This is a genomic window from Vibrio sp. 1180_3, assembly GCF_029478545.1.
Lineage (GTDB): Bacteria > Pseudomonadota > Gammaproteobacteria > Enterobacterales > Vibrionaceae > Vibrio > Vibrio aestuarianus.
In genome coordinates this window covers 22766-30436 of record NZ_SJFM01000037.1, presented here as the reverse complement: position 1 = coordinate 30436, position 7671 = coordinate 22766, and the positions used below count along the sequence as shown (strand labels likewise).

Below are 7671 nucleotides of genomic sequence, written 5' to 3'. Positions count from 1 at the left end.
CGTTGTCATGTTCAGCCTATTGAAGCTAACCATTTAAATAATGGCAGGGCTACCTGGATTCGAACCAGGGAATGGCGGCATCAAAAGCCGCTGCCTTACCGCTTGGCGATAGCCCTGCAAGATGATTACTCATCTAAATAATGGTGCGGAAGGAGAGACTTGAACTCTCACACCTTGCGGCGCCAGAACCTAAATCTGGTGCGTCTACCAATTTCGCCACTTCCGCAACTTATTCTGTAGATTAACTGGTAATTGGAGAACCAATTAATCGTTGTATATGGTGGCTACGACGGGATTCGAACCTGTGACCCCATCATTATGAGTGATGTGCTCTAACCAACTGAGCTACGTAGCCATTAAAAAAATGGTGCGGAAGGAGAGACTTGAACTCTCACACCTTACGGCGCCAGAACCTAAATCTGGTGCGTCTACCAATTTCGCCACTTCCGCAACTTATTCTGTAGATTAACTGGAAATTGGAGATCCAATCAATCGTTGTCATGTTCAGCTTATAGAAGCTAACCATTTAAATAATGGCAGGGCTACCTGGATTCGAACCAGGGAATGGCGGCATCAAAAGCCGCTGCCTTACCGCTTGGCGATAGCCCTGCAAGATGATTGCTCATCTAAATAATGGTGCGGAAGGAGAGACTTGAACTCTCACACCTTGCGGCGCCAGAACCTAAATCTGGTGCGTCTACCAATTTCGCCACTTCCGCAACTTATTCTGTAGATTAACTGGAAATTGGAGATCCAACCAATCGTTGTCATGTTCAGCGTGTTAAAGCTAACCATTTAAATAATGGCAGGGCTACCTGGATTCGAACCAGGGGATGGCGGCATCAAAAGCCGCTGCCTTACCGCTTGGCGATAGCCCTGCAAGATGATTGCTCATCTAAATAATGGTGCGGAAAGAGAGACTTGAACTCTCACACCTTGCGGCGCCAGAACCTAAATCTGGTGCGTCTACCAATTTCGCCATTTCCGCAAATTATTGTTAGATAATCGAGATGGTGCGGAAGGAGAGACTTGAACTCTCACACCTTACGGCGCCAGAACCTAAATCTGGTGCGTCTACCAATTTCGCCACTTCCGCAGCTCGATATCTATAAGCTACCCACTAACGCGAATAACTGAATTATGGTGGCTACGACGGGATTCGAACCTGTGACCCCATCATTATGAGTGATGTGCTCTAACCAACTGAGCTACGTAGCCATGTTTTTGGAGCGAGACAATATAATACAATCTCAATCCGAGTGCCAATATTTTTTCAAATACAACACTTTTGAAAATGGCAGGGCTACCTGGATTCGAACCAGGGGATGGCGGCATCAAAAGCCGCTGCCTTACCGCTTGGCGATAGCCCTGCAAGATGATTACTCATCTAAATAATGGTGCGGAAGGAGAGACTTGAACTCTCACACCTTGCGGCGCCAGAACCTAAATCTGGTGCGTCTACCAATTTCGCCACTTCCGCAACTTTCCTAAAGGTTTTCATTCTGAAAGTTCAGAAAAAACACTTAGGAAATGGTGGCTACGACGGGATTCGAACCTGTGACCCCATCATTATGAGTGATGTGCTCTAACCAACTGAGCTACGTAGCCATTTTCCTTTTTTGCTCTCTTTTTTAAGTTTTGCTTAACGTTGAGAACGGAGCGCATTATGCGGATATGGCTTAGGAGCGTCAATAGTTTTTTTGAATAAATTCTCTGAAAATAGCCGTTCGAACTTTTTTTGAACAAAGAGACGTGTTTGTGATCAAAAACAGGCACTAATACGGCAATCTTATTTGTTTTTACTAGGCCTCACGGGAAGGTCTGCTTTGTAGAAAAAACAAAAAAGCCAACACAAACTGCTGGCTTTTAAAGGGGTGTTAAACACTGATTAACGAGTTATTTACACGTTGAAACGGAAGTGGATAACATCGCCATCTTTTACGATGTAATCTTTACCTTCAAGACGCCATTTACCTGCTTCTTTTGCGCCGCTTTCACCGTTATATTGGATGAAATCATTGTAACCAACCACTTCAGCTCGAATGAAGCCGCGTTCAAAGTCGGTGTGAATTTTCCCCGCTGCTTGTGGCGCGGTTGCACCGACAGGAATTGTCCATGCTCGAACTTCTTTAACACCTGCTGTAAAGTAGGTTTGTAGAGTCAGTAGTTCATAACCAGAACGGATCACGCGGTTTAGGCCAGGTTCTTCAATGCCGAGATCTTCTAAAAATTCTTCACGATCTTCATCGTCAAGTTCAGAAAGCTCTGATTCAATGGCCGCGCATACAGCAACAACAACGTTATTCTCTTTTTCAGCAAATTCACGCACAGCATCAAGATACGGGTTGTTATCGAAACCGTCTTCACTAACGTTTGCGATGTACATGGTTGGTTTTAACGTTAGGAAATTCAGGTAACCGACCGCTACTAATTCTTCTTTTGAAAGATTAACCGTACGAGCCATGCCACCTTCAGTAAGAACTGGCAGAAGTTTTTCTAGAACAGCTAGTTCAAATTTAGCATCTTTATCACCGCCTTTAGCTTTTTTTGCTTGGCGTTGCATTGCTCGTTCGCAGCTATCTAGGTCAGCCAGTGCTAGTTCTAGGTTGATAACTTCAATATCTTCAATCGGTGAAACTTTACCTGCAACGTGCACGATGTTTTCATTCTCAAAACAACGAACAACGTGGCCGATAGCGTCAGTTTCACGGATGTTAGCTAGGAATTTATTTCCTAAGCCTTCACCTTTAGATGCACCAGCAACAAGGCCTGCGATATCTACGAATTCCATCGTGGTCGGTAGAATACGCTCAGGATTTACGATTTTTGCCAGAGCATCAAGACGAAGGTCTGGAACTGGAACCACACCGGTGTTTGGCTCGATAGTACAAAACGGGAAGTTTGCAGCTTCGATACCCGCTTTAGTAAGTGCATTAAACAATGTTGATTTGCCCACGTTTGGTAGACCAACGATGCCACATTTAAAACCCATGACTGTAACCTTATTCTGCTTTGAACGTATGTAAGCGATTTTGTGCTTTAGTTAAACCATCTTTTAGTAAAATATCGAAGCAGCGAACGGATTCATCTACTACGGCTTCTAGGCACTCTTGCTCTTTGGCTGGTGCCTTACCTAAAACATAGCCTGCTACTTTATCTTTGTGCCCCGGATGACCAATGCCGATCCGAAGACGATAGAAATCTTTGCTATTCCCCAGTTTGCTAATCGTGTCGCGAAGCCCATTGTGCCCACCATGACCACCACCCATTTTAAATTTAGCGATACCGGGCGGTAGGTCGAGTTCATCATGTGCGACCATTATTTCTTCAGGTTTGATCTGATAAAACTTAGCCACAGCAGCAACGGCTTTACCCGATAAATTCATGAAAGTTGTCGGGATAAGTAAACGTAGATCTTCACCGTTAACTAGAATACGACCAGTAAGTCCGAAGAATTTGGCTTCATTTTTCAATGTAACATTGTGTACTCGGGCTAACTCTTCTACTACCCAAGCGCCAGCATTGTGTCTGGTTTTGGCGTATTCAGGACCAGGATTCGCCAGTCCAACAAGGAGTTTGATTTGTTGACTCAAGGTTAGGATCTCTTAGGAATATCAAAAGCGCGGTATGATAGCACAAAATAGAGATGGTGCGAGACGCGAAAATAACAGATAAAAAAAGCACTTCATTTTGGCATGAAGTGCTTGATAGATGTGTTCTGTTAGTAACTAAACGCGGTTTAGTTAAACATTGCTGAGATAGATTCTTCGTTACTAATGCGACGAATAGCTTCTGCAAGCATGCTTGATAGCGTTAGTTGTGTCACTTTACCTGTTGCTGCCATCTCTTTAGATAGAGTAATAGAGTCAGTAACGATTACTTGGTCTAACACTGAGTTCTTGATGTTTTTCGCAGCATTGCCAGAGAATACAGCGTGAGTTGCGTAAGCAAATACGCGTTTTGCTCCACGCTCTTTAAGTGCTTCTGCTGCTTTACATAGTGTACCGCCGGTGTCGATCATATCATCAACGATAACGCAGTCGCGGCCTTCAACATCCCCGATAAGGTTCATCACTTCTGAAACATTTGCACGTGGACGACGTTTATCAACAATAGCGATATCGATGTCACCAAGCGCTTTTGCTGTTGCACGAGCGCGAACCACGCCACCAAGGTCAGGTGATACGACAACTGGATCTTCTAAACCGCGAGATCTCATATCTTCAAGCAGTACTGGGGTACCGAAGATATTGTCAACTGGTACATCGAAGAAGCCTTGGATTTGCTCTGCATGTAGGTCGATAGTGAGAACGCGGTCAACACCAACGTTAGAAAGGAAATCTGCAACAACTTTTGCAGTGATTGGTACACGGGCAGAACGCACACGGCGATCTTGACGAGCATAACCAAAATATGGGATGACAGCAGTAATACGGCCTGCTGAAGCACGGCGCATTGCATCAATCATCACTACTAATTCCATTAGGTTGTCATTAGTAGGAGCACAAGTAGATTGAATAATAAATACATCGCTACCACGAACATTTTCGTTGATTTGCACTGCAACTTCGCCGTCAGAAAAGCGAGAAACAGTAGCATCACCAAGAGAGATGTATAGACGTTCAGCAATACGTTGGGCTAGTTCAGGTGTGGCGTTACCAGCAAATAGCTTCATATCAGGCACGGTGGAAACCTCAGGGTTGCGTCCAGTTTTTAAATAGGTTGGGTTTATATCGACATTTATCATCGATATTGGGCCGATTGGTATTCAGCCAGCGTCTCTTTCAGTGGCGAAATGTTACGCCCGAGGGCGACAAACGCAGAGACGGTGTCAGGAAGTTTAGCAAGGACAGACTCAGCTTCTTTCTTGCTTGAAAATTCTGCAAAAACGCAAGACCCTGTCCCAGTCAATCTTGACGGCGCGTATTGTAGCAGCCATGAAAGTTGCTTATCAACCTCTGGGTACAGCATTCGGACAATTTTTTCGCAATCGTTTTCGTAAGGCAGTTCAAGAAGCGTTGCTAGCTCTCGCTTTGGCGTGTTTCTTATCAATTGTGGGTGAGAAAATATATCTTTGGTTGCAATGCTGACATTCGGTCGAATCACTAGGTAAACTTTTTCATCAGGTTCAGTTTGGGTCAGTTTTTCACCAACACCTTCGGCAAACGCAGCGAAGCCATGCACAAAAACGGGCACATCGGCACCGAGATGCAGGCCAATTTCGGCAAGTTCTGCATCACTTAAATGAGTTTGCCATAGATAATTGAGCGCAACTAAAACCGTCGCGGCATTGGAAGAGCCGCCACCAATACCACCGCCCATCGGTAGTACTTTAGTTAATTGGATATCAGCACCAAATGAACAGTTAGTCTGTTTTTGTAATGCATTTGCTGCTTTCCAGATCAAATTATCCGTTAATGAGACACCTGGAAGGTTTGGTGTTAGCGTAATTTCCCCCGATAAATTTGCCGTGATGGTGAGTTCATCGCCAAAGTCGAGAAATTGAAACAGAGTTTGAAGTTCGTGATAGCCGTTATCTCTTTGCCCTGTGATATAAAGAAATAAGTTAAGTTTTGCTGGAGAAGGCCAACGTGTCGCTTTGGTTATCATGGTGTCAATATCCATTTAGAGATAACAATGTTTAATGATGTATTTGCCTGTTTTAATTTCATTTTGCTCGGTAGTGGAATGGTTTGGTCGGCAAATTGTTGAAATTGGTATTGTTGATAATCTAAATGCCATGGTGTTGCCGCAATGGTTTTATCTACAAACGCGAGAGTATTTGAGTCATTGAGTTGGTAGCTATCGGCTTGATTGGGTAACCCTAATAGCCAATATTGTAACTGTTCAATTGGGATTTCTAACCCCGTGAGTTGATAGACTAGTGCATCGGCATTTACAGCGCTTAATACTTGGTCATCATACGTTTCTGCGGTGGCACCTTGTGGAGTGATAGATAAATTCAGTACGGTTTGCCCAAGAAAGGTAGATAGACGTAACTGGCTGCTATCTTGCTGCTTTTGCCAGAAAAAATTCAGAGATTGTCGCTGTTGTGGTGAGATGTAACCTAACTTGCCGGAAACTTGATATTGAGTGATTTTCTGTAACTGCTGCTGATGTGACAGCCATTCAACAGAGGTTATCTGTTCAGGTAGGCTTGAACAGCCAAAGAGAACGCCGAAAGTAAAGAAGGCGATAATAAGTCGTTTAACGTGATTCATGTATGCTCGTTATTTACGCAGTTAAAGGGTAAAAACAGCATTACTATATCATTGATCTCACGAAGTCGGGAAAACAAATCCCTGTTGCCCTTTCATTAAAACAGGGCATAAAGTAAAATTCCGCACCTATTTCTATTTCATGAATCTGAGAACCTTCTATAGATGTCCTTGCTTGCTATTGGAATTAATCACAATACAGCGTCGGTAGAACTGCGAGAAAAAGTGGCGTTTGGCCCTGATAAATTGTCAGATGCCTTACAGCAGCTGGCATCCAGTTCCAGCGTCGAAGGTAGCGTTATTTTGTCTACCTGCAACCGAACTGAAATTTATTGTGATGTGAAATCATCAAGCAAAAGTAAGGTTATTGATTGGTTATCTCAGTTTCATCAGGTGAGTCCTGAAGAGCTAAAACCGAGCTTGTACATTCATGAAGAGCAGGCGGCGATTCGCCATTTGATGCGTGTGTCCTGTGGTTTAGATTCTCTCGTTTTAGGTGAACCACAGATTTTAGGACAAGTGAAACAAGCCTATTCTGATGCGCGCGACAATAACGCGGCAGATTCTGCGATTGAAAAACTTTTCCAAAAAGCATTTTCTGTCGCGAAACGTGTGCGCACTGAAACTGAAATTGGTGGCAGCGCCGTTTCGGTTGCGTATGCCGCTTGCACGTTAGCAAAACAGATTTTTGAATCACTTTCAGATTCAACCGTGCTGTTAGTGGGGGCTGGCGAAACTATTGAATTAGTTGCGAAACACTTGGCTGGGCATAATTGCAAACGTATGATCGTGGCTAACCGAACTCGTGAGCGAGCGATGAATTTGGCGAATCAATTTGCGGCTGAAGTGATTGCTCTTAATGAAATTCCTGACTATCTCGCGCATGCCGATATTGTGATCAGTTCCACTGCAAGCCCGCTACCGATTATCGGTAAAGGGATGGTGGAAACGGCGATCAAAGCTCGTCGTCATCAGCCTATGCTATTGATTGATATCGCGGTTCCTCGTGATATTGAATCGCAAGTGGGTGATTTGAGTGATGCGTATTTGTATACCGTTGATGACTTGCAGTCGATCGTCGACAGTAATATGCAGCAGCGTAAGGTTGAAGCGATTCAAGCTGAAGCGATAGTCAGCGAAGAAAGTGCAGCCTTTATGAGTTGGATGCGCTCCTTACAGGCTGTTGACAGCATAAGAGAATACCGTCACTCCGCGAACGAAGTTCGTGAAGAACTGCTGACTAAAAGCTTACAAGCATTGGCTGCAGGGGCAGATCCTGAAAAAGTGTTACTTGAATTTAGCAACAAGCTCACCAACAAATTAATCCATATACCAACTCGAGCACTGCAAAGTGCGGCAGAGTTAGGTGAACCGGCTAAATTGGCCATTATTAGACAAAGTTTGGGTCTAGACGACCCTCGCTAATCCGTCATTCCGAGTTAAAGAAGAAACT

The 7671-nt window shown here is 44.1% G+C and carries 6 protein-coding genes and 13 tRNA genes; 1 reads left to right on the top strand and 18 read right to left on the bottom strand.

Going from position 1 to position 7671, the window contains the following annotated elements:
• Positions 1-41: 41 nt before the first annotated feature.
• The 18 genes from EYW48_RS17795 to lolB form a co-directional block, all read right to left on the bottom strand.
• Positions 42-116 (bottom strand) — tRNA-Gln (locus EYW48_RS17795).
• Between the two features lie 25 nt (positions 117-141).
• Positions 142-226: transfer RNA gene (locus tag EYW48_RS17790), tRNA-Leu, on the bottom strand.
• Between the two features lie 52 nt (positions 227-278).
• Positions 279-355 (bottom strand) — tRNA-Met (locus tag EYW48_RS17785).
• Positions 356-365: 10 nt separating this feature from the next.
• Positions 366-450 (bottom strand) — tRNA-Leu (locus EYW48_RS17780).
• 84 nt (positions 451-534) lie between these two features.
• Positions 535-609 (bottom strand) — tRNA-Gln (locus EYW48_RS17775).
• 25 nt (positions 610-634) lie between these two features.
• A tRNA-Leu gene (locus EYW48_RS17770) sits at positions 635-719 on the bottom strand.
• 84 nt (positions 720-803) lie between these two features.
• Positions 804-878 (bottom strand) — tRNA-Gln (locus tag EYW48_RS17765).
• Positions 879-903: 25 nt separating this feature from the next.
• Positions 904-988 (bottom strand) — tRNA-Leu (locus tag EYW48_RS17760).
• 23 nt (positions 989-1011) lie between these two features.
• Positions 1012-1096, bottom strand: a tRNA-Leu gene (locus EYW48_RS17755).
• 45 nt (positions 1097-1141) lie between these two features.
• Positions 1142-1218 (bottom strand) — tRNA-Met (locus EYW48_RS17750).
• 77 nt (positions 1219-1295) lie between these two features.
• Positions 1296-1370 (bottom strand) — tRNA-Gln (locus EYW48_RS17745).
• Between the two features lie 25 nt (positions 1371-1395).
• Positions 1396-1480, bottom strand: a tRNA-Leu gene (locus EYW48_RS17740).
• A gap of 51 nt (positions 1481-1531) precedes the next feature.
• Positions 1532-1608 (bottom strand) — tRNA-Met (locus tag EYW48_RS17735).
• Positions 1609-1900: 292 nt separating this feature from the next.
• Positions 1901-2992 (bottom strand): redox-regulated ATPase YchF, encoded by a 1092-nt coding sequence (gene ychF / locus EYW48_RS17730; RefSeq protein ID WP_171981290.1) that lies wholly within the window; start codon positions 2990-2992, stop codon positions 1901-1903.
• A gap of 10 nt (positions 2993-3002) precedes the next feature.
• Positions 3003-3593 carry an aminoacyl-tRNA hydrolase gene (gene pth, locus EYW48_RS17725; RefSeq protein ID WP_171981291.1) on the bottom strand — a complete coding sequence of 197 codons (591 nt, stop codon included), beginning with the start codon at positions 3591-3593 and terminating at the stop codon, positions 3003-3005.
• Between the two features lie 146 nt (positions 3594-3739).
• Positions 3740-4684: a ribose-phosphate pyrophosphokinase gene (locus tag EYW48_RS17720; RefSeq protein WP_053311928.1), complete on the bottom strand. Its 945-nt coding sequence runs from the start codon at positions 4682-4684 to the stop codon at positions 3740-3742.
• Positions 4685-4743: 59 nt separating this feature from the next.
• Positions 4744-5610, bottom strand: coding sequence for a 4-(cytidine 5'-diphospho)-2-C-methyl-D-erythritol kinase (gene ispE / locus EYW48_RS17715; protein WP_053311920.1), 867 nt, complete (start codon positions 5608-5610; stop codon positions 4744-4746).
• Complete coding sequence (gene lolB / locus EYW48_RS17710) at positions 5607-6221, bottom strand: lipoprotein insertase outer membrane protein LolB (RefSeq protein WP_176245510.1); 615 nt, start codon at positions 6219-6221, stop codon at positions 5607-5609. The genes ispE and lolB overlap by 4 nt, the downstream gene beginning before the upstream one ends.
• 162 nt (positions 6222-6383) lie before the next feature.
• Between lolB and hemA the strand changes: the two genes are divergently transcribed.
• Positions 6384-7643 (top strand): glutamyl-tRNA reductase, encoded by a 1260-nt coding sequence (gene hemA / locus EYW48_RS17705; protein WP_053311918.1) that lies wholly within the window; start codon positions 6384-6386, stop codon positions 7641-7643.
• Positions 7644-7671 lie beyond the last annotated feature (28 nt).

Excerpts from the sequence above, each read along its gene's own strand:
- ychF (WP_171981290.1), bottom strand. The coding sequence starts at position 2,992 with ATGGGTTTTAAATGTGGCATCGTTGGTCTACCAAACGTGGGCAAATCA.
- ispE (WP_053311920.1), bottom strand. The coding sequence starts at position 5,610 with ATGATAACCAAAGCGACACGTTGGCCTTCTCCAGCAAAACTTAACTTA.
- lolB (WP_176245510.1), bottom strand. The coding sequence starts at position 6,221 with ATGAATCACGTTAAACGACTTATTATCGCCTTCTTTACTTTCGGCGTT.
- hemA (WP_053311918.1), top strand. The coding sequence starts at position 6,384 with ATGTCCTTGCTTGCTATTGGAATTAATCACAATACAGCGTCGGTAGAA.